Source organism: Nitratifractor sp., assembly GCF_015487065.1.
In the GTDB taxonomy this organism is placed as follows: domain Bacteria; phylum Campylobacterota; class Campylobacteria; order Campylobacterales; family Sulfurovaceae; genus Nitratifractor.
In genome coordinates, this window is sequence record NZ_WFQN01000137.1 from 25,595 (window position 1) to 49,846 (window position 24,252).

26 protein-coding genes are annotated in these 24,252 nt (G+C 52.8%); 23 read left to right on the forward strand and 3 right to left on the reverse strand.

Annotated features, from left to right (window positions below; all coding sequences use genetic code 11):
- Nucleotides 1-64: 64 nt before the first annotated feature.
- Both F8I07_RS07370 and F8I07_RS07375 read right to left on the reverse strand, forming a co-directional pair.
- Entirely contained in the window at nucleotides 65-1,288 is a 1,224-nt protein-coding gene (locus F8I07_RS07370) for a type II secretion system F family protein (protein ID WP_292657775.1), read from the reverse strand.
- 99 nt (nucleotides 1,289-1,387) lie between these two features.
- Complete coding sequence (locus tag F8I07_RS07375; RefSeq protein WP_292657778.1) at nucleotides 1,388-1,627, reverse strand: hypothetical protein; 240 nt, start codon at nucleotides 1,625-1,627, stop codon at nucleotides 1,388-1,390.
- Between the two features lie 129 nt (nucleotides 1,628-1,756).
- On the opposite strand from F8I07_RS07375, the gene F8I07_RS07380 reads away from it, so the two are divergent.
- The 10 genes from F8I07_RS07380 to hypF all read left to right on the forward strand — a co-directional run bounded on the left by F8I07_RS07380 (nucleotide 1,757) and on the right by hypF (nucleotide 13,536).
- Nucleotides 1,757-2,431, forward strand: a complete 675-nt coding sequence (locus F8I07_RS07380) for a L,D-transpeptidase (protein WP_292657780.1) — start codon at nucleotides 1,757-1,759, stop codon at nucleotides 2,429-2,431.
- Between the two features lie 47 nt (nucleotides 2,432-2,478).
- Nucleotides 2,479-3,093: a TetR/AcrR family transcriptional regulator gene (locus F8I07_RS07385; protein WP_292657783.1), complete on the forward strand. Its 615-nt coding sequence runs from the start codon at nucleotides 2,479-2,481 to the stop codon at nucleotides 3,091-3,093.
- Nucleotides 3,093-3,968 (forward strand): hydrogenase, encoded by an 876-nt coding sequence (locus tag F8I07_RS07390; RefSeq protein WP_292657786.1) that lies wholly within the window; start codon nucleotides 3,093-3,095, stop codon nucleotides 3,966-3,968. Before F8I07_RS07385 ends, F8I07_RS07390 begins: the two co-directional genes overlap by 1 nt.
- Entirely contained in the window at nucleotides 3,961-5,223 is a 1,263-nt protein-coding gene (locus F8I07_RS07395) for a nickel-dependent hydrogenase large subunit (RefSeq protein ID WP_292657789.1), read from the forward strand. Before F8I07_RS07390 ends, F8I07_RS07395 begins: the two co-directional genes overlap by 8 nt.
- A gap of 146 nt (nucleotides 5,224-5,369) precedes the next feature.
- Nucleotides 5,370-6,590 (forward strand): hydrogenase small subunit, encoded by a 1,221-nt coding sequence (locus F8I07_RS07400; protein WP_292657792.1) that lies wholly within the window; start codon nucleotides 5,370-5,372, stop codon nucleotides 6,588-6,590.
- Between the two features lie 2 nt (nucleotides 6,591-6,592).
- Nucleotides 6,593-8,338, forward strand: a complete 1,746-nt coding sequence (locus F8I07_RS07405; protein WP_292657794.1) for a nickel-dependent hydrogenase large subunit — start codon at nucleotides 6,593-6,595, stop codon at nucleotides 8,336-8,338.
- Nucleotides 8,339-8,349: 11 nt separating this feature from the next.
- Entirely contained in the window at nucleotides 8,350-9,054 is a 705-nt protein-coding gene (locus F8I07_RS07410; protein ID WP_292657797.1) for a cytochrome b/b6 domain-containing protein, read from the forward strand.
- Nucleotides 9,055-9,129: 75 nt separating this feature from the next.
- Complete coding sequence (locus F8I07_RS07415) at nucleotides 9,130-9,687, forward strand: HyaD/HybD family hydrogenase maturation endopeptidase (protein WP_292657800.1); 558 nt, start codon at nucleotides 9,130-9,132, stop codon at nucleotides 9,685-9,687.
- Between the two features lie 78 nt (nucleotides 9,688-9,765).
- Nucleotides 9,766-11,187, forward strand: a complete 1,422-nt coding sequence (locus tag F8I07_RS07420; RefSeq protein ID WP_292657802.1) for a hydrogenase — start codon at nucleotides 9,766-9,768, stop codon at nucleotides 11,185-11,187.
- A 36-nt stretch (nucleotides 11,188-11,223) separates the two neighbouring features.
- Nucleotides 11,224-13,536, forward strand: coding sequence for a carbamoyltransferase HypF (gene hypF / locus F8I07_RS07425; protein WP_292657805.1), 2,313 nt, complete (start codon nucleotides 11,224-11,226; stop codon nucleotides 13,534-13,536).
- Here the strand turns inward: hypF and F8I07_RS07430 are convergent.
- Complete coding sequence (locus F8I07_RS07430) at nucleotides 13,488-14,207, reverse strand: transposase (RefSeq protein WP_292657807.1); 720 nt, start codon at nucleotides 14,205-14,207, stop codon at nucleotides 13,488-13,490. The two genes, hypF and F8I07_RS07430, sit on opposite strands and share 49 nt — an antisense overlap.
- 74 nt (nucleotides 14,208-14,281) lie before the next feature.
- On the opposite strand from F8I07_RS07430, the gene cbiM reads away from it, so the two are divergent.
- The 13 genes from cbiM to F8I07_RS07495 all read left to right on the forward strand — a co-directional run.
- Nucleotides 14,282-14,923: a cobalt transporter CbiM gene (gene cbiM / locus F8I07_RS07435; protein ID WP_292657810.1), complete on the forward strand. Its 642-nt coding sequence runs from the start codon at nucleotides 14,282-14,284 to the stop codon at nucleotides 14,921-14,923.
- Complete coding sequence (locus tag F8I07_RS07440; RefSeq protein WP_292657813.1) at nucleotides 14,920-15,213, forward strand: PDGLE domain-containing protein; 294 nt, start codon at nucleotides 14,920-14,922, stop codon at nucleotides 15,211-15,213. Before cbiM ends, F8I07_RS07440 begins: the two co-directional genes overlap by 4 nt.
- Nucleotides 15,200-15,754: a hypothetical protein gene (locus F8I07_RS07445; protein WP_292657816.1), complete on the forward strand. Its 555-nt coding sequence runs from the start codon at nucleotides 15,200-15,202 to the stop codon at nucleotides 15,752-15,754. Before F8I07_RS07440 ends, F8I07_RS07445 begins: the two co-directional genes overlap by 14 nt.
- Nucleotides 15,747-16,496 carry an energy-coupling factor ABC transporter ATP-binding protein gene (locus F8I07_RS07450; protein WP_292657818.1) on the forward strand — a complete coding sequence of 250 codons (750 nt, stop codon included), beginning with the start codon at nucleotides 15,747-15,749 and terminating at the stop codon, nucleotides 16,494-16,496. The genes F8I07_RS07445 and F8I07_RS07450 overlap by 8 nt, the downstream gene beginning before the upstream one ends.
- Before the next feature lie 12 nt (nucleotides 16,497-16,508).
- Nucleotides 16,509-17,270 (forward strand): hydrogenase nickel incorporation protein HypB, encoded by a 762-nt coding sequence (hypB, locus tag F8I07_RS07455; protein WP_292657821.1) that lies wholly within the window; start codon nucleotides 16,509-16,511, stop codon nucleotides 17,268-17,270.
- Nucleotides 17,271-17,278: 8 nt separating this feature from the next.
- A complete protein-coding gene (locus F8I07_RS07460; protein WP_292657824.1) occupies nucleotides 17,279-17,563 on the forward strand; it encodes a HypC/HybG/HupF family hydrogenase formation chaperone in 285 nt (94 codons plus the stop codon).
- On the forward strand, nucleotides 17,535-18,692 hold the full coding sequence (hypD, locus tag F8I07_RS07465; protein WP_292657829.1) for a hydrogenase formation protein HypD: 1,158 nt from the start codon (nucleotides 17,535-17,537) through the stop codon (nucleotides 18,690-18,692). The genes F8I07_RS07460 and hypD overlap by 29 nt, the downstream gene beginning before the upstream one ends.
- Nucleotides 18,689-19,690: a hydrogenase expression/formation protein HypE gene (gene hypE, locus F8I07_RS07470; RefSeq protein ID WP_292657832.1), complete on the forward strand. Its 1,002-nt coding sequence runs from the start codon at nucleotides 18,689-18,691 to the stop codon at nucleotides 19,688-19,690. The genes hypD and hypE overlap by 4 nt, the downstream gene beginning before the upstream one ends.
- Nucleotides 19,691-19,837: 147 nt before the next feature.
- The gene (locus tag F8I07_RS07475; protein ID WP_292657835.1) at nucleotides 19,838-21,508 is read left to right on the forward strand and encodes an enoyl-CoA hydratase-related protein; all 1,671 of its coding nucleotides are present in this window, start codon (nucleotides 19,838-19,840) and stop codon (nucleotides 21,506-21,508) included.
- Nucleotides 21,490-21,831, forward strand: coding sequence for a hydrogenase/urease nickel incorporation protein HypA (gene hypA, locus F8I07_RS07480; RefSeq protein ID WP_292657838.1), 342 nt, complete (start codon nucleotides 21,490-21,492; stop codon nucleotides 21,829-21,831). The genes F8I07_RS07475 and hypA overlap by 19 nt, the downstream gene beginning before the upstream one ends.
- A 223-nt stretch (nucleotides 21,832-22,054) precedes the next feature.
- The gene (locus F8I07_RS07485) at nucleotides 22,055-23,203 is read left to right on the forward strand and encodes a tyrosine-type recombinase/integrase (RefSeq protein WP_292657840.1); all 1,149 of its coding nucleotides are present in this window, start codon (nucleotides 22,055-22,057) and stop codon (nucleotides 23,201-23,203) included.
- On the forward strand, nucleotides 23,200-23,898 hold the full coding sequence (locus F8I07_RS07490) for a hypothetical protein (protein WP_292657843.1): 699 nt from the start codon (nucleotides 23,200-23,202) through the stop codon (nucleotides 23,896-23,898). The genes F8I07_RS07485 and F8I07_RS07490 overlap by 4 nt, the downstream gene beginning before the upstream one ends.
- A gap of 101 nt (nucleotides 23,899-23,999) precedes the next feature.
- Nucleotides 24,000-24,252 (forward strand): hypothetical protein (locus tag F8I07_RS07495; protein ID WP_292657845.1); only part of this gene is annotated, 253 nt, incomplete at its 3' end.

Genomic DNA, 24,252 nt, shown 5'->3' on the forward strand with positions numbered 1-24,252 from the left:
GTTTGTGGAGGCTTCTTCGGAAGAGCAGGGCTGTGGCTGAATCGGCTTTGGAGGGATAGGAAAGTTAGAGTTTCCCCGCCGCACCAAGATTCATACTGAAGATGGGCAGCAGCATCGCCATGACAATGACCCCGACAATCAGACCGATTACCAGCATCATGACCGGCTCCATCAGACTTAGAAGCATTTTGAGCCGGTCTTCGTTCTCTTCGTTGTAGAGGCGTGACAGATTCAGCATAACGGAAGGGAGTTCGCTGGATTCTTCTCCCAGTGCCAGCGACTGAAGAAAATTGCGTTTGAGGAATTTTCCGTTGCATTTGCGCAGAGCCTGCGTGAGCGTATTGCCCTCTTTGACTTTTTCTCCCGTCTGATTGAAGAGATCCTGCATTGCCGCATTGTTAAAGGTTGTTCCGGCCAATTCCACCGCCTGGGCGTAGGAGACTCCCGAAGAGAGCATCAGTGAGAGAATATAGCTGAAACGTGCCAACTCGTGGTTTTGGATCAAGTCCCCGATAACCGGTGTCCTCAGCAATAAACGATCGACGACTTTTCTGAAAAGTCTCCAGCGGGTATAAAAGAGCCGATAAAAAAAGACAAAAAGGACCACCCCCACGCCCAACGCAATATAATGATGAGAAAAAAAGTCACTCAATCCCAGGACAAAGCGGGTGACTTTCGGCAGTGCCTGGCCGGTGTCTTCGAAGATCCCCGTGATTTTTGGCACGACATAACTGATCAGAAAGCCGGTCATCCCCATGGCAACGACAAAGATAAAGAGGGGATAGGCCATGGCGTTGAGTACCTGTTTTTTGACCCGGTTTTGAACGGAGAAGAACTCGCCCATATTCTTGAGGACTTCCACCAGTTTTCCACTCTGACCGGCCACATTGACACTTTGGAGAAAAAAATCAGGAAGCTGATAGATCTGTTGGGCCGTTAGGGCGCGATAAAAGGATCGTCCCTCCTCAATGCCCTTTCGCAATTCCCCCAAAAATGCGGAATAGGTTTTTTCCTCTTTATGCTGATTCTCCATCAGCTTCAATGCCACCAAAAGCGTCATTCCCGAGCCGAGATAGCTTGAGAGTTCCCGCGAGAAGGAGCTTAGGAGCATTCCCGGCATTTTGCGCTGTGTGAGGCTGTTCCATTTGAGTTCAAAAGCGGGTTGGATTTTTTGATAATAGATCCCCTGAGCACGGAGGATCTGTTTGGCCTCTTCCTCTGTCAAGGCGTTGACTCTGCCCTTGACACGTCTGCCTGACTGATCGATACCTTTATATTTAAACTGCATTGAAAGATCCGTTTGCGGGAGGAGAAAACGTGTACTGATCGAAGGAAGTCATTTGGCAATTTACTTTGTTATGAAAAATTTTCATCGGGGTTCAGGGGGTTATTTCCCCTGACAGCCGCTTCGACCGGCAAACCAACCGTCATAATAGTCACGATTTTTTTTAAAAAGTTCACTGTTTTTTGTATAGTCGCCGTGAGCGGTGGTACAACCGTCCTGGTAGCCCGCCTGGTAATCGGGAGTGTTGGCGGGTGCCGGTATTGTCCCGGTTGTCAGTATGCCGCAGCCGCTGAGAGTAATCAGAATGCCGGTAAGGGACGAGAAGGTAATTGAGCGCCTCATGATATGCTCCTTGTTTTTGGAATTGATTGTAACAAAAGTTCGATAGATTGTACTGTGCCACTTCATTTCAGGAGAAACGATTATAATCTTTTTATACAAAAGATTTCCCAATGCCAAAAAGGAGAAGAGATGAAACGAATGGTGGTCCTGCTATTGATGGCCGGGATAGTATCCCTTTGGGCGGCAGATCCCGCCAGCCGGGTTTTCCCACTGGACAAAACCCATTTCAAGGTCGTGGACAAAAACGGTAAAGAGAAGATCGTTGATATGAGTGGGAAGGACTATATTGTCATTTCTCTCCGGGAAAAAGGAGCTGATGGAATCGCCTATGCCATCGACCGGGACGGAGTGGTCTGGTGGGCCGCTTCCATCTCATCCGGAGCCAAAGGACACGAGACTCCTTCGGGTATCTTTCCTGTCCTGCGCAAGGTGCGCTACTATATGTCCAAAGCCCATCCTGATCCCAGCGGCAAAAACAATATGGATTTTTCCCTCTTCTTCACCAATCAGGGACACGCCCTGCATATGGGCAATACCAATGCCATGAGCCACGGCTGCATCCACGTGGGGGAGAAGGGAGCGGCGACGATGTTCAAATGGGCTAACGCCAAAACCTGGGTTGTTGTCACCCGGGAACACTATCTCCCTTATGTCTACTACGATCTGGCCAAGGTGGGTTACAAAGTTGACAAACAGACCCCCCAATACATCAAAAACTATCTCAAAACGATGGTCCCTATCAAGCCCCATATGGATGTGACAGCACCGGAGCGCAATATCACTGAAGAGAAGAGTGTCTATTAGACGGCATTGGGTGTGACCAACAACAAGAGTATGAAGGAAGAGGCAAGGTGGCAGGGACAAGAGAAGAACAGACGGTAATCAGAAAAGAGAAGCGAAGGGCGGCCATCATCCATGAGGCTCTGAGACTCTTTGCCTCCAAAGGGTTCTACAGTACCACGATTCCGGATATCGCCCGATCCATCGGGATGAGTGTGGGGAACCTCTACAACTACTTCGGCTCCAAAGAGCTATTGGCCCAGGAGATCATCCGGCATATCTCCGCCTATCTTGGGGCGAGGATTCGGGAGATCAACGAAAGCGATCTTCCGGTAAAGCAAAAGATTCGGAAAATTGTCGAGATCTACTTTGAGACCGCCAGGATGGAGCCGGAGATGATCGACTTTTTTCTGCGTGTCTATCTCTCCAACCGGGAGGTCTTTCACGAGGGGTGCGAAGGGATGGTTTGTGTCAACGAATTTGTCACCGAGATCATGATCTTCTTCGATGACGGTGTCGGAAAAGGCGAGTTGAAGAACCAGGATTTTTTTAGCGCCTTTGGACTTTTTATGGGCTATCTGGGGGGCATGGTCTTCCTCAACGGAGAGCACATTCTCCCCAAGGCACTGGAAGAGTATATTGACGATATTTCTGAAAATATCTACAACGCCCTCAAGGCATCCTGATGCGATTGCTCTGGCTCTCGGCTCTGGCTTGCAACGGCAATGCCCACGCTCTGCTCAACTATCCGGATTTCGAAGAGTGGCAGAAGGGGTTCGAGTGGCTTTACCATCCTTTGCTACCTTCCACCTACTCTTTGATCGAAGTGGAGAAAGGGATCGACGGTGTCGAGGTGCTGATCGTCGAGGGGACACTGGAAAAGGGAATGACGAAAAACACAATTCCTTTCCAACACCTGCTGGAGCGATACGCTTCGCAAGCGAAATGGATCCTGACGGTGGGAACCTGTGCGACTTTCGGCGGGATTTTCGCCCGGGGAGGAGCGGATCGCAACGGCGTACACTTTTCAGGCGAGGAGCAGCTTGAAGAGTTCACCGAATTCTGGGAAAAGAGTATCAGCCTCCCGGGGTGTCCGGTTCAGCCTGAGATCCTCGCCGGGACCCTGTCGCTGCTGAAAGAAGCTTCGCCTCTTCCGCTGGACCGGATGCATCGCCCCAAATACTTCTACGCCTATACGGTGCATGACGGCTGTACCCGCAACGAATATTTTGAATACAAGATCGACGAGCATCGCTTCGGTCGCCTGGAAGGGTGTATGTTCTATGAACACGGTTGTCAAGGGACCTTTACTCATGGTAGCTGCAATAAAATCCTCTGGAACGGCGTCAATTCCAAAACCCGTGCCGGTCAGCCCTGTATGGGATGTACCGAACCGACTTTCCCTCGGGAAGGGCTCTGGCGAACTCCCAAACATATGGGGATTCCCGCTCATATGCCTCTCGGAGTTCCAAGACGGGCCTATCTGAGTCTGGCCGGTATCGCCAAAGCATTTCGAATTGAGCGTTTTTATCGTCCCTTGATGGAGGATGAGAATGGCTGAAGTCCGCCTGGAGCTTATCGAAAAGATCGAAGGTGAAGCCCAGGTCCGCTACCACTACGAAGAAGAGCAGGTCACTTTCGCCGAGATCCTTTTTCTCAACAGCCGCCATATTGAGAGGATCCTGCAGGGACGGGATCCTCTCGATGCTTTGAGCATCAATCCGCGGGTCTGCGGCATCTGCGGCCATGCCCATCTGATAGCCACCGTGCGGGCCCTGGAAGGGTGCTTCGAGGGTTTGCGGATCAGTGATAAGGCTCGCAACGTCCGGGAATTGACGCTGAGCCTGGAGCTTTTGCAGAATCATTTCAAATGGTTTTATCTGACGATCCTGCCGCTTCTGGAACTGGAGGCCCCACTGAAGCGGGCGCTGGAGCCCGCCCGGATCGCGGGAGAGATGATCGCGTTGTTGGCGGGGCAGTACCCCCATACCAGCTATGCGATTCCCGGAGGGATCTGCGGAGAGATCACTCCGGTAGATCTGTTGGAGTTTCGGCATCGCCTGCGTCGTTTACAAGCGTTGTTTCGTCACACTGTCGTGGATGTGGAGCTTGAAGAGTTCGTACGCTGTGAACGGATCGAAGAGCTCTTGGACAAAAGCGGCGATCTGCCAAAAGCCATGCGCCGGATTTTCGATCGCGGCTGGGAACGGCTGGGACAGAGTCACGACCGATTCATCGTCTTTGGCGAGGGGCTCTTCCGTCCCGGGAAATCGGTAGGGACCCGTCTGCGGAAACATCTGGACCTACGCTATGTACAAGAGGACGTCGTTCCCGGCACTCAGGCCCGCAAGGTCGTCTATCGGGATCGGCCCTATGAAACAGGCTCTCTGGCCCGGGCCATGGTGATGAAGACTCCACTGGTGCGGGAAGCACACCGGCGCTATCGTGATTCGCTCTTTACCCGTATCTTGGCAAGGATCTGTGAAATTCCCCGTTTGATCGGCTATCTCGACAGACTTTTGAAGGAGATCGATCTGACCCAGGAGGCCTGGATCGATCCGGGCCCGTTCCCCTCCGAGACAGAGGGGACAGGTATCGTCGAAGCGGCACGGGGATCGCTGATCCACCGGGTTTCGATCCGTGAGGGGAAGATTCGGGAGTATGAGATCATCACCCCCACCCAGTGGAATCTGGGAAACGGCACACCGGAGGATCCGGGAGTGGCCCAAGAGGCTCTTGTCGGCCTGCATCGGGAGGATCCGACGGAGCTGGTTTTCAAATCCTTCGATGTCTGCAGTGTCTGTACAACCCATTGATACGACAGATCTGACTGGGGTCGGTCCGATTTATATATAAGAAATTAAAATTTTTACATTTTTTTAAATAAAATCACCCCGATTTAAATGTAGGGTAAGCTTTACTCTTTTAAGATGGTGAATGATTATTCATTCGGAGGTATCAGATGGACAGACGTGACGCATTGGCCAAAATGTTCAGCGCCAAAGGGGTACGGGTCAACACCAACCGGGGTGAGGCCTATTACGACAAGCTGCGGAAAATTATGGAGAAACGCCTGAGTGAGCTGCGGGAGGCACCTGCGGCGACCAAGGTGGATATTCACAAGGTGCTCGAAGCCGAAGGGCTGAGTCGACGGGATTTCATGAAATGGGCCAGTGCGATCACGGCGATGCTGATGCTGCCGGGCTCTTTCACCCCGTTGGTAGCCGAAGCGGCGGAGCTGATGAACCGGGTGCCGATCATCTGGATCGAGCTGCAGGATTGTGCCGGCAACTCCGAAGCGATCTTGCGCTCTGATTCTCCCACCATCGATGAGTTGATCCTGGAGACGATCGACCTGGAGTTCAATGAAACGTTGATGGCGGCGGCAGGCCATCAGGCCGAAGCCCATCTGGACGAAGCGATGGAAACGTTCAAGGGGAAATATCTTTGTGTCGTTGAAGGCTCCATTCCCGTCGGTCCCGGGAAAGAATGGTGCACCATCGGCGCCAAAGGAGAAACCTTCGAAGAGCATCTACTCAGGGTTGCGGGCGATAGTGCCGCCGTTGTGGCCGTGGGAACCTGTGCGACATTCGGCGGTGTGCCCGCGGCGGCACCCAACCCCACTGGGGCCGTGGGAGTTCAGGATATCGTCAAAGGCAAGCCGATCATCAACATCCCCGCTTGTCCCGCCAACCCGGCCAACATCACCGGGACGATTCTGCACTTCGTCCTAACAGGACAGATTCCGGAGCTCGATCACCTCAACCGCCCCAAGTTCGCTTTCGGCTATCGGATTCACGATAACTGTGAGCGTCGTGCGCATTTTGACGCCGGTGAGTTTGTCGAAGAGTGGGGTGACGAAGGAGCGCAGAACAACTGGTGTCTCTATAAAATGGGTTGCAAAGGTCCTATGACCTTCAATAACTGCTCGGTAGTCCGATATAACAGCGGCACCAACTGGCCCATCGGTGCCGGTCACGGCTGTATCGGTTGTTCCGAGCCGCAATTTTGGGATAAATACGCCACCGAACGTCCCATGGCAGACAGTCATATCAAAGCGCCGACCGGCGGTGTGGAAAAAACGGTCGATCAGTTTGGCCTGGGGCTTTTGACAGCAGCGGGTGTGGGTATCGCCATTCACGCGGCGGCGAGTGCAGTAGCAGGTAAAAAAGACGAGGAGTAATCATGAGCAGCAAACATATCATCGTAGACCCCATTACCCGGATCGAAGGACACCTCCGCATCGAAGCGGTAATCGACGAAAACAACGTGATCAAAGATGCGTTCGCCAGCTCCACGATGTTCCGCGGGATCGAAACGATCCTCAAAGGGCGTGATCCCCGGGACGCCGGGCTTTTGGCCATGCGAATTTGCGGCGTCTGTACCGGGACCCACTACCAGCGTTCCATCGAAGCGGTCGAACATGCCTTCAGCGTCAAGATCCCCAAAAATGCCCGTCTGGTACGCAATCTGATGCAGGGGGCTCTCTACATCCACGACCATGTGGTGCACTTCTATCACCTGCATGGCCTGGACTGGATCGATATCACGCAGGCCCTCAAAGCCGATCCCGTTAAAGCCTCCCAAGAGGCATTCAGATGGACGGATACTCCCTATGGAACAGGTGCCGGAGAATTGCGTGCGGTTCAGGAGCGGTTGCAGAAATTTGTCAAACAGGGACGATTGGGACTCTTTGCCAACGGCTACTGGGGCAACAAACATTACAAACTGACTCCCGAGCAGAACCTCATCGGCGTGGCCCACTACCTGGAGGCTCTGGATATGCAGCGGGATATGTCCAAACTGATGGCGATCTACGGTGGAAAGATGCCCCACCCCCAGAGCATCGTCGTCGGCGGGGTTACCTGTGTCCAGGATATCCAGAATCCTGCCCGCAACGCCGAGTTCAAATCGATTCTTACCAAGGCCAGGAACTTCATCAAAAACGCCTATCTGGCCGATATCGCCATGGCGGGTACCGTCTATGCCGACGAGGCGCTTGACGGTACCGGTGCGGGACTGAAAAATTATATGGCCTACGGCGGTTTCCGGCTCGACGACAACGACTTTTACAAAGCAAGCCTTCTCTTCCCCGGCGGTGTCGTACTCAACGGCGACCTGAGCAAGGTTTACCCCTTCGATCAGGCCAAAGTGACCGAAGATGTCACCCACAGTTGGTATGACGCACCGGCCCCCCAGCATCCTTTCGACGGGACGACCAACCCCCACTATACCGGCTTGGAGAAAAAATCCGACGGATTGGCCTATCTCAAAACAGAGGAGAAATACAGCTGGATCAAAGCGCCGGTCTACGACGGTCATCGCGTCGAAGTGGGTCCGCTGGCACGGATGGTGGTGGGCGTCGCTTCAAAAGACGAGCGGATCACCAAGTACGTGACGGGCTTCCTGGATCGTCTGGGCCATCTGCTGGGTCTGGACAAATCGGCCCCGGCCAATGTGCTTTTCTCCACCGTGGGGCGTACCGCCGCACGAGCTATCGAGAGCGAAATGATGGCAGATGTGATGATGGAGTGGATCGATGAACTCGCCGCCAATGTCGCCGCGGGAGACAAAAGCACCTGGACGGAGTTTGATTTTGATACCGTCAGCAAAGATGCCAAAGGGTACGGTCTCGAAGAGGCGCCTCGGGGGGCTCTGGGCCATTGGGTCAAGATCAAAGACGGCAAAATCGAGAACTACCAGGCGGTGGTCCCCTCCACCTGGAACGCATCGCCCCGGGACGGAAAGGGACGGATGGGGGCCTACGAGGCAGCACTCATCGGCACCAAGGTGGCCGACCCCGAACAGCCCCTGGAGATCCTGCGTACGGTGCATAGTTTCGATCCCTGTATCGCCTGTGCCGTGCATATCGTCGATACCAAGGGCAAAGAGCTGGGTAGTTTCAAAGTCAGCACCAGCTGTAGCGTCTAAAGGAGGCAGTCATGAAAGCCGGATACAAACGCGTCAAACGGATGACGCTCTTTATGCGGATCAACCACTGGGTGGTGGCGATCTGTATGGTGGCGGCGGTGATCACCGGACTCTATATCGGGCACCCCTACTATCAGACGTTGATTGCCGAGCCTGCTGTGGACAAATATGTGATGGCCTGGAACCGTTGGGTGCATCTGATCGCTGCCATTATTTTTGATGTCAGCTCCGTCGTTATCGCCTATCTCTACTTTTTCAGCCGCTTTGAAAAGCCGATTCTCAAAGTAATCCCGACACCTAAGAATATCAAAGAGTTCTTTGCGGTCTTTATTAATCTGATCACCTTCAATCGGGTCAAAAAATTCGATTCCAGCCATGCCGATAGTTTCAATACGGTCTATTTCCTGATCTTCCATCTGTTGCTTGCGTGGATGCTCTTTACAGGACTGCAGCTTTACGTCCAAGGACTGGAGAGTGGGCATAGCAGCATCGGCGACTGGTGGCCCGCTGTGCTTCACTTGGCAACCGACTGGACCGTAGGGGTGACCGGCGGTACCTACATGGATGTGCGTATCAGTCACCATATGACGATGTATTTCCTCATCGCCTGGGTGATGTTCCATATCTATTATCAGGTCTGGCGCAACATCTATTGGCAGGAAGGCGATATCGCCATCGTCTTCGGCGGCAGTAAATTTGTCAAAGAGAAAGAATAAAACGAAAAATCGAGTGCTCCGGAAGATATCGGAGCACTCCTTTGTTCGTTTTAAATGTTGATCGAAGGGGAAACGTTGCGCATAGCGGTTGTAGGGGCGGGAACAGTAATTTTTCGGGATGAAGGAGTAGGGGTCTATGCCCAGCGATATCTGGCGGAAAATTACGACTTTGACGGTGATGTGACGCTGGTCGACGGCGGCGTACTGGGGTTTCAGCTCATGACCTATTACACCGATTATGACAAGGTAATTATCCTTGATACGATCACGATGAAAGATGATGGTCCCGGGGCGATTTACAATATCCCTGGAGAGATGCTTTTGGGGCTGGGGAGCTACAAACAGACCGCTCACGAGGTGGAGATCGTAGAGATGCTGGAGATCGCCGCGCTCAACGGCAATCTCAGCGATGTCAATATCATCGGGATCGTTCCTGAGGATATCCTGAGTGTCAAAGCGGGGCTGAGCGATACGCTCAAAAATGCCTTCCCCGCTTTTGTCAACACCGCTTTGGAAGAGTTGAAAAAAAGCGGGGTCGAATACAGATTGAAACCTACGCATCTGAACCTCGATGCGGTGATCGACTTCTATGCCAACCCTACCGCTCCTCGGAAGATAGGAGACATGGGATAAGAAACAAACGTTTCATCGGGGCAACCCCTTTGTTCTCATTGGAGTGATGAATAACAATTACCGATTCAAAGGATTACTATGTCTATCGTCCAGACCATCAAATTCAAAATCGAACACAAATATTTCGCCGGTTTTCTCCAAGCCGCTATCGATGAATGCGGTGTCAAAGGGAGTGTCGAACAACAGGGCAAAACGATCACACTGATTCTCTCCGAAGAGGATCCCGCCGCACTGGAGCGTTTCAGTGCCTATACGCAAAAGTATCTGCCGCATTCGATCTTTTTGGGAGAGATCACAACGGAACGGGCCGATACCGAACCGAAAGCCGAGCGTTTTCGCTCCCCCGCCTATGCGCTGGCTCCCTGCCCGCGCTGTCTGGAGGAGATCACCGATCCCGCCAGTGACCGCTACCTGGATGACACGGTCCTTTGCGCCCATTATGCCAATGAAGAAATCTACGAGGATCAAGATAGCACCTACTTCTCCCCTCATTATAACGGCAACAATACGGTTCTGCTTTGTGACGCTTCGAAAGTACGGGATCTCTTTCTCGTCACCGACGAAGAGGTCAAAGCACTTTTTTCTATCGAGAAGCCGACACTCAAGGTCACCGTAAAAGATCCGGAACTTCAGGCCCTCACCGGCAAAAAATTCCTCCGCATCAAAGCTCCCTACAATGTCAAAAGCGTTTTGGCGGCCCTCAATGCCAAGGAAAGCGGTATCGACACGCTTTTTTTCGACGAGCGAAAAGGGGAACCGGAACTGATATTGGTCCAGGAACATCGCCATATGGTCCGGGATAACCGAATCAGTACAGCACTGGAACCTCTGCATGACGATCTGGTACTCAACCGTTTCCTCAATGTTCGGAGTGAGACCGGGGCTTCGGAAGCTATAGGAGCCTATCTGAGTCGAAGCCATGGAGTGAGTTTCCCCGTTGCCACCGCGATGGGGGTGGAAAAGGCCATTACTTTCGAACCTTTCGATCCAGCTGCGGTTATAGAAGCGATGATGACGGATCCGACTCGTCGGCGGCTTTTGGAGAATTTCACCCGAGGCTTTCCCGAAGCGGCCCATCGTCTTTCCGAGTCGTTGGATGCAGACCTGTTTCAGGCCTTGGGTATCGTCCTGGAGCTTGATAATCCGGGATTCGACTCCCTCAGTGACGCGTCGTTGGAGTTTCATGGAAACGGCGGGCTCAAGATCGATATGAATTTCAACGATGAGGGGTTCGACTATGCCGCCATGCTGGGGTCGGTGATGAGTTTCCGCCTTGCCGGTACCGAATCGCATTATCTGGCCTATAGCATTTTCGAAGCCTATGGGGATATGGTAGTATCGGTCCTGGGGCAATTGAAACGAGAATACAAAATCGATACCTTCCTTTTGATGGGAGATCTTTTCGCCAATTCGGTCCTTTTCAGCCGGATCCTGAGCAAATTCCAAATTTCCAAACCCTATTTCTCCGACCGAATCGCTCTGGATAGCGCGGAGGCATGATGCCGATGGATCCTCAAAGAATCGAGGAAGGCTTTCGTGTCTAGTCAGACACACCGATCCCTTGAAATCGTCATCACGGGATTTGTCCAGGGGGTCGGATTCCGCCCGTTTGTCTATCGTCTCGCTCACGAAGAGAATCTGGGAGGATGGATCCGGAACAACACGGAAGGGGTGGTTCTTGTTGTAGAGGGGAATGCCCATGCGCTCATGCGCTTTCGATACCGCTTACAACGGGAGCTTCCCCCTTTGGCACGCATCGATTCGTTTCGGATTACGGAAATCCCGGCGCAAGGACTCCGCGCTTTTCATATCATCGACTCGGAAACCGACAAAAACAAAAAAGCGTCGGTTCTGCCGGACATAAGCCTCTGCGACGCCTGCCTGGCGGAGATGCAAGACCCGAAAAACCGCCGATACCGCTACCCCTTCATTACCTGTACCGACTGCGGACCAAGGTACTCTATCCTCCGTACCGTCCCCTATGACCGGCCCAACACCTCGATGGCCGAGTTTTCGATGTGCGACGCTTGCCGACAAGAGTACGAAGACCCGAGCAATCGCCGCTACCATGCCCAGCCTATCGGATGCTGGGAGTGCGGTCCGATGCTGCATTTTTGGTACAGAGCTCAAGAGCGATGGCTGGAACTTTCGTACGACGATGACATCAAAGCCTCAAGCGAGCGATTTCTCGAAGAGACGGCCCGGCGGATCGAAACGGGCCAGATCGTGGCGATCAAAGGGCTGGGCGGCTTCCATCTGATCTGCGACGCTTTGAACGAAAAGGCCGTGCAACGCCTAAGAGAGCGCAAACGCCGCCCGAGCAAACCCTTTGCACTGATGGTACCTTCTTTGCAAACAGCCGAATTGCTCGCCGCGTTGAACGAAAAAGAACGGGAACTTCTCGTTTCCAAAGAGCGCCCCATCGTGCTTTTGCGGAGAAAAGACGCAACAAATCTGCCGGACTCGGTGGCTCCCGGCATCGATCGGCTGGGGGTGATGCTCCCCTATACTCCGCTGCATCATTTGCTCTTGCAACGCCTCAACCGCCCGATCGTCGCCACCAGCGCCAATCTCTCCGATGAACCCATCATCTACGAGGGCGAAACCTTGCGCCGCAAACTGGGCTACGTCGTCGATGCCGTACTCGATCACGATCGCGACATCGTCAACGCCTGCGACGACAGTGTGGCACAAGTGGTAGGCGATCTGGTGCAGTGGCTGCGTGTGGCGCGAGGCATCGCGCCCTTGAGCCTGCCCTTCGAAACCAAAAGCGCCGCTTCTATTCTGGCCGTCGGTGCCAATCAGAAAAACACCATCGCTTTCTCGCTTGACAACAAGGTTGTCGTCTCTCCCCACATCGGAGACCTCAACAGCATCGAATCGATGGAATATTTCCACCGTACCGTCGAAACCTTCCAGCGATTTTACGACTTTGTTCCCGAAACGGTTGTTTGCGACCTTCACGCGGGGTATGAAACGACAAAATGGACAAAAGCATTCAAAATCGAACATCCAAAATCCAACATTCATCAGGTACAACACCATTATGCTCATGTCCTGGCGGTGATGGCGGAGCACAACTACCGTGACAAGGTCCTGGCGTTTGCTTTTGACGGCACGGGCTACGGCATGGACGGTACGATCTGGGGTGGCGAGGTGTTTATCGCCGATGTGGAGAGTTCCCAACGTATTGCCCATTTACGTCCTTTTCGGCTCCTTGGCGGTGAAAAGGCGGTCAAAGAGCCCCGGCGTGTAGCATTGGCTCTACTTTTTGAATTATTTGATCTGGATGAGATTTTGGCCATGGACAACCCGACGGTCAAAGCTTTTCTGCCCGCCGAAATCCGTCTGCTCCATCAGTCATGGCAAAAGGCGCTCAACGCACCGCTAACCACCTCTATGGGACGTTTGTTCGATGCCGTCGCTTCACTGACAGGCGTTTGTCAAATCCAAAGCTACGAAGGGGAAAGCGGTTTGCGGCTTGAAGCCTGGGGCTGTGATCACGAAGATACCGACGCAAGCCTTTTGGCCGTTGACGGAAAACAGATCAACTGGCAACCGTTGATTCATGCATTGGCGGTGGGGGAAGCAAATGCCGGTCGTGCGTTCATCGCGGCTCTCGTTCACGCGATAGCTCGATTCACCGCACGTTATTCAGACCTGCCCGTCGTCCTGGCCGGCGGCGTCTTTCAAAACCGCACTCTCATGCAAGCGTGCCTGAAAAGCTCTTTTGCCGATCGGCTCATGCTCTCTCGTTTGTTGCCGCCCAACGACGCGGCCGTCGCCCTGGGACAACTCCATTATGCGTTGCATTCCGATGCCAAGCTTCGCAACACCTCTTCCCGATAAGGCATCGGATAGTTGAAAAAAAACTCCGCTTCTTTGAGGTAGTAGAAGAAGTTCTCGCGATGCACGCCCCGATAGAGCTTCATATGTTCGTCCAAAAAACGCCAAAAGCGCACAATGGTATTTTCGCGGCTCTTCAGTTTTGCGATACGGTGGAGATTCAGGAATTGGGAAAACTCCCGGTAATAAAGATCCTCCAACCGGTCATCCAAAAAGGCCTGTTTGTAGCGATCCAGAGGCGGCATCAGGATCGAATAGACCTTTCCTCCATAGTCGAATGTGAGCAGGTTATGCGCATCAAAAATACATTTCTTGTTCTTACGTTTGGAGTGATCGAGGTAGAAGTATTCGTCATATTCGGTAATCTGATCACGGTTTTGTTCGTAATCGGCTTCGAGCAATGCCGGCAGAAGATGGCGCATGCGGTCAAAATAGTTTTTGACCGTTACATAACTGATGTTTACCTCTTTGGCCGCCTGCAGCGCACTGTATTCACGGCAAAATAGCTGAATAAGCCTCCTCTCCCTTTGCCGCTTTTTGGGGGCATAGCGCCGTTTGCATACGGCACATTTGTATCGTCCGTCCGATAGTTCATAAAATTTTTCCGCTCCGCAAAAGGGGCAGTGCTCCCCTTTCCTTGGTCCGGTTTTTATCGAAGAATTAATATTTTTCATGATCTTTTTATGATAACGCGTTAGAATACAGAGCAAACTGAATGATCATTCAGTAAGTCGAGTAAGGAGCGTATATGCATATTCCCGACGGGTATCTTTCGCCGGCTACAGTCGCGACAAGCTACGCGGTGATGATCCCGTTGTGGACCTACGGCTTTAAAAAACTCAAATCTTTTCTCGATGAAAAGACCGTCCCCTTGCTCGGATCGCTCAGTGCGCTTAGTTTTCTGATCATGATGTTCAATATTCCCGTTCCCGGGGGGACGAGCGGACATGCTATCGGCACGGCGCTTTTGGCGATACTTTTCGGGCCGTGGGTTGCGTTTGTCGCCGTCTCTTTCGTGCTGCTTATTCAAGCCCTCGTCTTTGGTGACGGCGGCATCTCCACCTGGGCCGTCAACGCCTTTGACATGGCCTTCGTTGCGGCATTTGCCGGCTACTATGCTTACAACGCTTTGAAGGAAAAGACGAAATACGCCCCTTTCATCGCAGGATGGTTTTCGATCAATGTCGCCGCGTTGTGTGATGCCGTGATTCTGGGTATCCAGCCCTGGCTTTTCAGCGATGCGTCGGGGAAACCGCTCTATTTTCCCTTCGGTCCGGAGGTGACAATACCGGCGATGATGACAGCGCATCTGTTGATCTTCGGAGTGATCGAGGGGGTGTTCACCCAAATTGTCTACACCTTCTTGCAAAAAAGGGAGGAACGGGAATGACGGCCAAAAAGGTATGGCTTCTTGTCATTGTACTGCTTGTGTCTGTTCCGTTGGGGCTTTTGACCGATGCGGAGGCCTGGGGAGAGTGGGATGTAGATTATTACGCCAAGAAACTGGGTTTCATCCCCGAGGGGATGAAACAATTCTCTCTGTCTCTTCACCCCCTACTTCCGGATTATTCGGCACCGGGAACCGGTAGTGTGACGGGGTACTACATCAGTGCCGCCGTCGGGGTAGTTTTGATCTATTTTTTTTGGATGCTAATAGGGAAAATCCTTGCAAAAAAATAATATCGTCCTTGCCAGAGTCTTTTTTGTCGTCGCTTTTTTTGCGCTGTTGAGTCTACATCATCTAAGCTACCTGTTTGCGGCGCTGATAACGCTATGGATCGTGAGCTTTCCCAAAATCGCACCCTTGACGATTCGCGTGCTGCGCTCGATTTTGATCTTCAATCTGGGGCTCAGCCTGGGATATGCGGCGATGGCCCTGTGGCGGCACGAGACTCCCTGGGAGTACCTGTTCTATATCAACCTCAAAGTCTATGTGCTGACCTATTTCGTCTTTTGGTTTTTCGGCCGTCACTCCATTGTCCGACTGATGGGCTTTTCCAAAGATTTGAGCTATTTGACCACGATCGCTTTGTCGCAAATCGTTTCCTACAAAAAAAGTTTCGAGGATTTTCGGCTGGCGTACCTCTCGAGAGGATTGCGCCTCAAAGACAAAAATCCCAGATTCATCGCACGAACGTTCGAGTATTTTTTGGAAAAATCCCTCTACGATGCCGACGAACGTACTCTGGCGATGAAAGCGCGAGGATTTTTCCGTGATTGAGTTGCGAAACGTCTCCTATCGATACGAAGAGACCGCCGCACTCGACGGCGTGAGCCTGAAGATCAAAGCGGGGGAAAAAGTCGCGCTGCTGGGTAGCAACGGCAGCGGTAAATCGACCCTTCTTCGCATCCTCGCGGCACTCTATTTTCCCACGGAGGGCACCTACCTCTTTCAAGATAAGCAAGTCGACAAAAAATCGGCCAAACAGCTGCGCCCCGATCTGGGTATTTTGTTTCAAAATCCCGACGCGATGATCTTCAACCCTACGGTCTATGATGAAATCGCCTTTTCATTGAGGGAATTCGGGTTTGAAGATATCGAAGAGCGCACCCGCAAAATCGCCGCAAATTTCGCTCTGGAAGCTCTTTTGGACAAATCTCCCCTGAAACTCAGCGGCGGCGAGAAGCAAAAGCTGATTTTGGCGTCGATTTTGGCCTATGAGCCCAAACTCTTGCTTTTGGATGAACCCACGACGGCGATGGATCCCAAAACGACGGGGTGGCTGATCGATCTGCTTTGGGAACTGGATACTACCGTCGTCCTTGCGACGCACGATTTGAGCGTAGCCTACGAGTCTTGTCGACGGGCTGTCGTGCTGGACGAGAGCCATCGCATCATCTATGACGGCGATAAGGAACCTCTCATGGAAAACATCGATTTGCTGGTTCAAGCCAACCTGATTCACAAGCACAAGCACCGACACAAAAAATTTGTCCATTCCCACTACCATCTACATTTTTGAAAAGGAGTCACCATGTGCAAAGACTGCGGCTGTAGCATCACCGATCATCACCACGACCACGAGCATCACAGCCATACCCATCAAGCCGCTCATGAGACGCTGCACCACAATCCGCAGCTTAACGATGGTAAAACCATCGAGGTGATCAGCAAAATTCTGGACAAAAACGACCACGAAGCGCAGCACAACCGGGAGCATTTCGACCGTCACGGGGTGCTGGCGATTAATCTGATGAGCTCGCCGGGCAGCGGCAAGACGACACTGCTGGAGAAGATGTCCGAGACGGCCCCCTTTCGTTTCGGGGTGATCGAGGGGGATCTGGAGACCAACCGGGATGCCGACCGTATCCGGGAAAAGGGAATCCCAGCCTACCAGATCACGACAGGGAGCGCGTGCCATCTGGATGCCTTCATGGTTCACAAGGGCCTCCACGAGATGCCGTTGGATGATATAGACGTCTGTTTCGTCGAGAATGTGGGCAACCTGGTCTGCCCCGCCAGTTACGATGTAGGCACGCACCTGAATATCGTGCTGGTCAGCGTGCCCGAAGGCGGCGACAAGATCGAAAAGTATCCCGTCATGTTCCGCCAGGCCGATCTGGTGCTCATTACTAAAACCGATCTGCTGCCCTACTTCGATTACGATATCGAGCACGAAAAGGCCCAAGCCCGGCGGATCAAGCCCGGTGTGGACATCTTGGAGGTCAATATCAAAGAGCCCGAAACAATTCAGCATGTGATCGACTGGATCGAATTCAAACGAAAAATGCGATAGGAGATCTTATGTGCCTTTCGATACCGAGTAAAGTGGTCAAGATCGACAAAGCCAAAGCCACCGCCGTGGTCGATACGATGGGGGTACAGCGGGAAGTGGGGATCGATTTTGTCGAGGATGAGGTGACGGTGGGCGATTATGTGCTCATTCACATCGGCTTTGCTATGAATATCATCAGCGAAGAGGATGCCCTGGCTTCCATTGAAACCTACAAGGAGATATTGGCTTTGATGGACGAAGAAGAGCGGCGGCAGGCGATACTGGATGGAGACAACTGTGAAGCTGGAACTTAAAAATCTATATGACGATTTTCGCGACCCGGCGACGATCAAGGCCCTCTCACGGCTCATTCATGAAGAGGCGGCAAAACTAAATCGCGAGATTCGCATTATGGAAGTCTGCGGCGGGCATACCCATACCATCATGAAGTACGGTCTCAAGCAGTTGATGCCCCCAAATATCCGATTCATCCACGGGCCCGGCTGTCCGGTCTGCATCATGCCCAAGGAACGGATCGATCACGCTTACATCCTGGCGATGCAAGAGGGTGTGATCCTGGTGACCCTGGGGGATATGATCAAAGTCCCGGGCTCGCAGGGCAGCTTGCAGGATGCCAGAAGCCGGGGTGCCGATGTGCGCTTCGTCTACAGCCCGCTCGATACGATCAAGATCGCCCAGGAAAACCCCGACAAAAAGGTGATCTTCTTTGCCATCGGTTTTGAGACCACCACCCCCATGACAGCGGCGATGATCGCCCGGGCCGAGAAACTAGGGCTGGACAATTTGCTGGTACACGTCAACCATGTCACCGTGCCCGAGGTGATGCGCGAACTCATCGACAGCCGCGACGAGCACATCGATAGCTACAACAACCGCATCGATGCCTTCATCGGCCCCAGCCACGTCAGCGTCATCGCCGGGGCCAAAATCTACAAGGAATTCCCCGAAAGATATAGCCGCCCCGTGGTGGTGAGCGGCTTCGAGCCGGTGGATGTGATGGAAGGGGTGTTGATGCTGGTGCGACAATTTGTGCAGGATCGTTGTGAACTGGAGATCCAATACCGTCGTAGCGTGACGATGGAAGGAAACGTGGCGGCCCAGAAGCAGATCGAGCACTACTTTGAAAAACGCCCCCTTTTCAAATGGCGAGGCTTGGGCAATATCCCGGATAGTTCCCTGAAGCTGCGGGACGCGTATGCCTCCATCGACGCGGAAACGGTCTATCTCGACATCCTGCCTATCGAAGAGATCGAAGACCACAAACTCTGCATCTGCGGCGATATTTTGCGCGGCATGGCCGAACCGACCGAATGCCAGGTCTTCGGCACCGCCTGCACGCCCCAAAAGCCCCTGGGCAGCTGCATGGTCAGCAGTGAAGGAGCTTGCGCGGCCTATTACAAATATGGAGATTTGCTCAAATGACCAAGACTATTACCCTGGCCCACGGCAACGGCGGCGCGGAGAACCAAGCCCTCATTCACGAGATCTTCTGGAAGCACCTGGGCAACGAGATTCTGGACCGCGGCGAGGACGCCGCCTTGCTGCCGACGCTGGAAAATCCCGCCATGACCACCGACAGTTTCACCGTCTCGCCCCTCTTTTTCCCCGGCGGTGACATCGGCAAGCTCAGCATCTGCGGGACGTGCAACGATCTAGCGATGATGGGAGCGGCGCCCAGATACCTTAGCCTTTCGGTCATCGTCGAAGAGGGGTTTGAAGCTAGAAAGCTGGAGCGGATCGTGCGCAGCATGAAAAAAGAACTGGCTGCAAACGAAGCGATCGTCGTCTCCGGCGATACCAAAGTGGTCCCCAAAGGGACGGTGGACGGGCTTTTTATCAACACCACGGGTATCGGCGAAGTGCAGGCACCGGGTATTGGCGTACACAATATCCAAGAGGGTGACGCCATCATTGTCAGCCGTGACATCGGCCGCCACGGCGCGACGATCTTTGTCTCCCGAGAGGGGTTGGAGATGGAGAGCAGCTTGCAAAGCGACTGCGCGTCACTCTGGCCCCAGGTGGCGAGCCTGCTGGATGCCGGCATCCATCCCCACGCCTTGCGCGACGCCACCCGGGGCGGCTTGGCGGCGGTACTGAATGAGTGGGCCGCAGCCAACAAGCTTTGCATCGAAGTGGAGGAGGGGGCGATTCCCGTGAGCGAAGAGGTGCGGGGGATCTGCGAAATGCTAGGCTTTGAGCCCACGGCATTGGCCAACGAGGGGACTTTTGTCATGGCCCTCGATCCTACTCAGGTGCCGTTGGCCCTGGAGATCCTTGAAGCATTCTCGGGTTGCGAAAGTGCGGCGCTGATCGGTACGGTCACGACGAGTCATCCCGGCCGTGTGGTACTAGAAAGCGAGTGGGGAACGCGACGCTTTTTGGAACTGCCTACCGGGGAACTGCTGCCGAGGATCTGCTAATGAAAGGGATGCGTCGTTTGTCGTTTGAACGGGGTTTCGCCCCTCTTTGTCATTTGAATGGAGTCGGCAGTGCCAAATCGGCAGTCGGCAGTCTTTTTTATCAAAGCCGCAAAGCGGCTATTCAAAACTCTTACTTCAGAGCTTAAAATGCGCATTGCCTTGCTGGTTTCGGCTTTCAATTCCCTTTCGCAGGCCGTCTTTTGCCGCCTTGCAGATATGGGGCATGAAGTGTGTGTCGTCTATGCCATCCATCCCGAACAGATTCGTCAAGAGCTGCTCGAACACAACCCCGAAATCGTGCTGGCCCCCTATCTGCTTCGCTACATTCCGCCCGAGGTCTATACCCTTCGACCTACCTACATCTTCCACCCCGGTCCCAGAGGAGATCGGGGGCCCGATTCTTTGGAACATGCTCTAAGCAGAAGTGAGGGTAAGTGGGGTGCCGTGTGGCTCGAGGCTGCCGAAGCGCTCGATAGCGGCGATATCTTGGCCGAAGCGGCTTTTGAAATTCGTCCAGGGGCCACCAAAGCGTCCATCTACCGCCAAGAGGTGACCCAAGCCGCGGCGGCATTGTTGCCAACGCTTTTGGCGGCTCACGAAAGCGGTCAACGAACCTCCCAAATCGAAGCGCCGATGCATGCACGTTTCACCCAAAAAGAGCGCTCCATCGACTGGGAAAGAGACGATACCGAGACAATCATCAAAAAAATCAACCTCAGCGACTCCCTGCCCGGCGTACTGGACGAGATTGCCGGGATGCCGTGCTACCTTTTCGGCGCCCACGAAGAGGAGCGCCTGGGAGCGGAGTTCGCCGATGCGCCGATCAAAACGGTACTGGCCAAACGAAACGGTGCAATCTGCCTCAAAACCCGCGACGGTGCGGTCTGGAACAGCCACCTCAAAGAGCCTCACCGCTTCAAACTTCCTGCTACCTACGTGCTAAAAGATCGTATCGCAGGGGTCAAAGAGCGGCGCATTCCACTGATTTTCGATCGTAGTTACGAAACCTTTCATGAAATTTGGGCCGAAGAGGAAGAGGGCATCGCCTATTTGCACTTTGATTTTCACAACGGCGCCATGAGTTCCGATCAGTGCATCCGCCTCAAATACGCCTTCGATTACCTCAAAGAGCGCTGCGAGGTTCTAGTACTGATGGGCGGCAACGAATTTTTCAGCAACGGGATTCATCTCAATATCCTCGAAGATAGCAAAAAGCAAGGCGAAGACGGCTGGAGCAATATCAATGCCATGAATGATCTGATCGCCTCGATCCTCTATGCCGAAGAGGTGCTGACGGTGGCCTCTTTTGGACGCAATGCAGGTGCCGGAGGTGTTTTTTTAGGGATGGCGTGCGATCTTGTCGTCGCACGTGAGGGGGTAGTGCTCAATCCGCATTACAAAACGTTGGGTCTCAGCGGCAGCGAATACCACACATACACACTCCCCCACCGCATCGGTGAAGAGGCTGCCGAAACGCTTCTGGATGCCTGTTTGCCCCTTGGTGCCCAAAAAGCTCATGCCATCGGGATGATCGATCAGCTATTGCCCCCCGAAGAGTATGAAAAAGCCCTTAAAGTCTACTGCCGTTCCTTGAGAGATGACGAAGATCGCTTTTATGATTTGCTGGATGCCAAAGTCGATCGACTATCGGAGGAAAAGGGGACGATGGATGCGGCCAAGCGAAAGGAGCTGGAGATCATGCACCCGGAGTTTTGGGATCCAAACAGCTCTTTCCATACGCTACGCCGGGAATTTGTTTACAAGCTCTGCCCCACCAAAACCCCCGAAAGGTTCAAACAATGCATGAATACTCGATAGTTCAAGCCCTGCTTGATCAGTGCGAAAGCCACGCGGACAAACATGGCGCTACAAAAATCACTAAAGTAGTCACCAAAATCGGGGTCTTGAGCGGCGTGGAGCCCGATTTGTTGCAAACGGCATTTGATACCTTCAAAGAGGGGACGATCTGCGAAGAGGCTGAATTTGTCATGAAGATCCAGCCGATCGTGATCCAATGCCAGAACTGTGGTCAAGAGGTGACGTTGGAGGAGTTGAATCTCGCCTGCCCGAAATGTGAAAGTATCCAAACGGAAATCATCGATGGCGAAGAGATGTATCTGATGAGCCTGGAGATGACGTAAAAAAAGAAGCTGGTGCGGACGGAGAGACTCGAACTCTCACGCCGAAGCACTGGATCCTAAATCCAATTAATCCCCCTTATCTGAATTGATACCTACCCCTATAAACGCCCATTTTAAGGAAAACTCTTTTTATAACTTGTTATGATGTAATACGGTTTTAGCGCAAAAAAGTGCTACCCAAAGTGCTACCCAATGGTGCTACCCATTGGAAAAGGAGTCAGAATTGGCACTCTATGACAACCTGAAAAAGGTGGAGGGGTCTCCAGGCATCTACTACAAGGATCTCTATTCCCGTTTCCCAGAGAAGCGAAGTATCTCCGAAGTGGATTACCGCAAAATCAAAGAGGGGGCCATCGAGCTGGTGTTGAGGTTGAAAGTCTCAGGCCGACAGACACATAAGACGCTCACCTTCAAAGCCATGACGATGGGACGGGCGGTTAAAGAAGCCGCCTCCGAGCGGGTCAAGCTGCTCCAACAGTTCAAGGAGGGCGCGATCAGCCAGGAGGGCGCGAAAACGCTCAAGGCTTTATGGGAAGACTACCTCCGGCTCAAAGAGAGTTCCCTATCGCCCGAAAACGTCAAGATCCAACGCCTGATATTCGGGAAGCACATCGAGCCCTATATCGGCTCTAAGCAGATCAAGAGGGTCACGACACGCGATCTTCAGGGGATCGTCAATCGGATCCTGGCCAACGGAGGCAAACCACGGACGGCAAAGAACATCCAGGACTATATGAGACCCTTTTTCAATTACGCGATAGACCTCAATATCGTTTCCCATAACCCCGCAACGAAACTGAATATCCCGAAGTTTGACAATAAGCGCTATTTCGAGATGGACGTAGATTCCGCCCGCCAACTATTCCGGGCGATCCTGGACTACCCCGACCCGCTCTATCGGGGGATCTTCGTTTTTCTCATTCACGGGCGACGCCTAAACGAAGTGCTGAGCCTTCAATGGCAGAACGTCAAACGGGAGCAGGGCGTTTACATCATCGAGGCGGAATACAACAAAGCCCGGCGGACTATGGCCTATCCGTTGACCTCCTATCTCCTGGAGGTGCTGGAGCAGCAGCCGGAATATCATCGGGGATTGGTATTCCGGGCGAAAACGACCGGCGGGAAGATCAACCGGGGAACCCTTCGCCGCCACTGGGAGAGGGTGACCGCCACCGCCCGCGTGCTGGGAATGCGGATCCACGACACACGCCACCTCATCGGCTACCTGATGGCTAATGACGGCGTTTCCCTGGAGGCCATCGGGAAGGTATTGGGACACAACAACGCCACCACGACCGCCCGCTATTCGACGCTATCGCTTAAGACGGCGGAAGCGGTGACGGATCGACTGCTTAGGAAGATCGGGGAATGAACAGATCACACCTGGAAGAGGCTACACTAAAGAAACTGTTAGAAATTGTTGAAGTCGTAAAATTTGACATCGAGATAGCCGAAAAACTCGATAGTAAAACAACTTACTACGGATACATTTTGGAGCGTCTTGAAAATGCTATCAGTGGTGAAGCATCAGACCTGAGAATCATTTTGGCTATAGCCGAGATTACTTCAAGAATGGCTGCCTACTATACTGTATATGAATTATTTCTCTCCGGCTATGGATCGGAAGGCTGGGAAAGCAGCGTGATCCTGGAACTTAGCGAGCTTATCGCCGAGAAATTGGGTATTGAAGCTACAGATACCCGACTCGATGATATCAAAACTATTTGTGAGGCGATTGAAGTTTTAGTCGGCGTTCATAGAGCCCAGTTGATCCTGGCGAACTTCAAAGTATTGGACGGCGATAAAAATAGAAATGCACGCCTGAAAAGAACGATCCGAAGAGTAGAGAAGGATCTGGGGGAGATTGCCCCATATCTGAAAGAATCGAGATCAGAACTGGACAAAATTTTGGCATCTCTCGATAATGTAGATGATACTAAATATCTCGACATGAAGGCGCTGATAGATATCTCCCAGGATCTTACGAAAAAGCAACTAATCGACGAATGCAAAACCGGTTTCTATCGAGCGGATAATATCTGTAGAGTGTTCACGCTCCTCAAATAACCTCCAAAAAAATTCTCATTTTTTAATACGTTTTTTAGATGTTCACGGGTGGCCCATAATTCTACACTTCCATATCCTAAACCATTACAAAAGGTGAAGATATGGAAGTCAAGACCCCCGCGATCATCGACATCAATTCCCTGTTATCCGCCGTCGAGAGCCATGTAAAGAACGCCATCGATGAACGGCTTCGGCACTTTCAGCCCCGGCCCGAAAAGCCTAAACAGCTGCTCAGCGTTGACGAGGCGGCTAAGGAATATGGACAGACTCCAAGCTACTGGAGAAAGCAGGTCTATAACCGCTCTATCCCCTTCGTCAAAATGGGAAAGTCGGTCAAGCTTCGCCGCAAAGACA

Bases quoted from the DNA above. Each gene is read 5' to 3' on its own strand.
- F8I07_RS07420 (WP_292657802.1), top strand. From the start codon at position 9,766: ATGTCTATCGTCCAGACCATCAAATTCAAAATCGAACACAAATATTTC.
- hypD (WP_292657829.1), top strand. From the start codon at position 17,535: ATGGAGACAACTGTGAAGCTGGAACTTAAAAATCTATATGACGATTTT.
- F8I07_RS07430 (WP_292657807.1), bottom strand. From the start codon at position 14,207: ATGAAAAATATTAATTCTTCGATAAAAACCGGACCAAGGAAAGGGGAG.
- F8I07_RS07370 (WP_292657775.1), bottom strand. From the start codon at position 1,288: ATGCAGTTTAAATATAAAGGTATCGATCAGTCAGGCAGACGTGTCAAG.
- F8I07_RS07490 (WP_292657843.1), top strand. From the start codon at position 23,200: ATGAACAGATCACACCTGGAAGAGGCTACACTAAAGAAACTGTTAGAA.
- F8I07_RS07460 (WP_292657824.1), top strand. From the start codon at position 17,279: ATGTGCCTTTCGATACCGAGTAAAGTGGTCAAGATCGACAAAGCCAAA.
- hypA (WP_292657838.1), top strand. From the start codon at position 21,490: ATGCATGAATACTCGATAGTTCAAGCCCTGCTTGATCAGTGCGAAAGC.
- hypB (WP_292657821.1), top strand. From the start codon at position 16,509: ATGTGCAAAGACTGCGGCTGTAGCATCACCGATCATCACCACGACCAC.
- F8I07_RS07475 (WP_292657835.1), top strand. From the start codon at position 19,838: ATGCGCATTGCCTTGCTGGTTTCGGCTTTCAATTCCCTTTCGCAGGCC.
- cbiM (WP_292657810.1), top strand. From the start codon at position 14,282: ATGCATATTCCCGACGGGTATCTTTCGCCGGCTACAGTCGCGACAAGC.
- F8I07_RS07380 (WP_292657780.1), top strand. From the start codon at position 1,757: ATGAAACGAATGGTGGTCCTGCTATTGATGGCCGGGATAGTATCCCTT.
- F8I07_RS07440 (WP_292657813.1), top strand. From the start codon at position 14,920: ATGACGGCCAAAAAGGTATGGCTTCTTGTCATTGTACTGCTTGTGTCT.
- F8I07_RS07375 (WP_292657778.1), bottom strand. From the start codon at position 1,627: ATGAGGCGCTCAATTACCTTCTCGTCCCTTACCGGCATTCTGATTACT.
- hypE (WP_292657832.1), top strand. From the start codon at position 18,689: ATGACCAAGACTATTACCCTGGCCCACGGCAACGGCGGCGCGGAGAAC.
- F8I07_RS07395 (WP_292657789.1), top strand. From the start codon at position 3,961: ATGGCTGAAGTCCGCCTGGAGCTTATCGAAAAGATCGAAGGTGAAGCC.
- F8I07_RS07400 (WP_292657792.1), top strand. From the start codon at position 5,370: ATGGACAGACGTGACGCATTGGCCAAAATGTTCAGCGCCAAAGGGGTA.
- F8I07_RS07410 (WP_292657797.1), top strand. From the start codon at position 8,350: ATGAAAGCCGGATACAAACGCGTCAAACGGATGACGCTCTTTATGCGG.
- F8I07_RS07405 (WP_292657794.1), top strand. From the start codon at position 6,593: ATGAGCAGCAAACATATCATCGTAGACCCCATTACCCGGATCGAAGGA.
- F8I07_RS07390 (WP_292657786.1), top strand. From the start codon at position 3,093: ATGCGATTGCTCTGGCTCTCGGCTCTGGCTTGCAACGGCAATGCCCAC.